A 1,490-nucleotide genomic window follows, 5' to 3' on the forward strand; every position below is an offset into this window, starting at 1 on the left:
GCCCCCGTTATGTTTTTTGCGGTCCTGCAAGAGGGCCGCTGGCCTCCGGGCCCGGCATGGCTGTTGCCCCCTGTCGATGGGATGACCTGGGGGGTGGTGTCACCGGGTCCGAGGGGTGCCGTCGGAGACGCTGATCAGAGGTCCGACCACCGTCCGGTCGGGCGCAATGCCCGGCCGCTTTCGGGCGGCAGGTCTGCATAACGTGGCTGCGCGAGAACGGCTCCCGACCCTGGGGCCGGCACGCTGCGAGACCTGTGGGGGCACGGTGATCAGTATCGACGGGGTGGGCGTCTTCCTGGGCCTGGACGTCGGCAAACAGACGCATCACGGCCACGGTCTGACTCCGGCCGGGAAAACGGTGTTCGACAAGCCGCTGCCGAACAGCGAACCGAAGCTGCGGGCCGTCTTCGACAAGCTCACGGCCAAGTTCGGCACCGTCCTGGTGGTCGTGGACCAGCCGGCCTCCATCGGCGCCCTCCCACTGACCGTCGCCCGGGACGCCGGCTGCCAGGTCGCCTACCTGCCCGGACTCGCCATGCGCCGGATCGCCGACCTCTACCCCGGCGAGGCCAAGACCGACGCGAAGGACGCCGTGGTCATCGCGGACGCCGCCCGCACCATGCCCCACACCCTGCGCACCCTCGACCTTGCCGATGAGATCACCGCGGAACTGACCATGCTGGTCGGCTTCGACCAGGACCTCGCCGGCGAGGCCAACCGCACCAGCAACCGCATCCGCGGCCTGCTCACCCAGTTCCACCCCAGCCTCGAACGGGTCCTCGGGCCGCGTCTGGACCACCAGGCGGTGACCTGGCTCCTCGAGCGCTACGGATCCCCTCAAGCACTCCGCAAGGCGGGCCGCCGAAGGCTGGTCGAAGTCGTCCGCCCCAGGGCCCCGCGCATGGCCGAACGGCTGGTCGACGACATCTTCACCGCGCTCGACGAGCAGACCGTCACCGTCCCGGGCACCGGCACCCTCGACGTCATCGTCCCCTCACTGGCAAAGTCGCTGGCCGCCGTTCACGAGCAACGCCGGGCCCTGGAGGCCCGGATCGAGGCACTGCTGGAGGCCCACCCTCTTTCCCCGGTCCTGACCTCGATGCCCGGCATCGGCGTCAGGACCGCCGCAGTCCTCCTGACCACCGTCGGCGACGGCAGCTCGTTCCCGAGCGCCGGCCACCTGGCCTCCTACGCCGGTCTCGCCCCGGCCACGAAGCAGTCCGGCACCTCGATCCACGGCGAACACGCCCCCAGAGGCGGAAACCGGCAGCTGAAACGCGCGATGTTCCTCTCCGCGTTCGCAGCCCTCCACGATCCCGCCTCCCGGACCTACTACGACCGCTGCCGAGCCCGCGGCAAAACCCACACCCAGGCCCTCCTCCGCCTCGCCCGCCACCGCATCAGCGTCCTGTTCGCCATGCTCCGCGACGGAACCTTCTACGAGCCGAGGACCCCTCGACTCGCTTGACGAAGGACATAGAGGCACCCCC

1 protein-coding gene is annotated in these 1,490 nt (G+C 70.1%); it reads left to right on the forward strand.

The window, feature by feature from the left end; genetic code table 11:
• Positions 1 to 265: 265 nt before the first annotated feature.
• Entirely contained in the window at positions 266 to 1,468 is a 1,203-nt protein-coding gene (locus tag JHAT_RS33395) for an IS110 family transposase (RefSeq protein ID WP_077802012.1), read from the forward strand.
• Positions 1,469 to 1,490: the final 22 nt, after the last annotated feature.

It is taken from the genome of Streptomyces sp. JHA26 (assembly GCF_002005565.1).
Classification (GTDB): Bacteria; Actinomycetota; Actinomycetes; order Streptomycetales; family Streptomycetaceae; genus Streptomyces.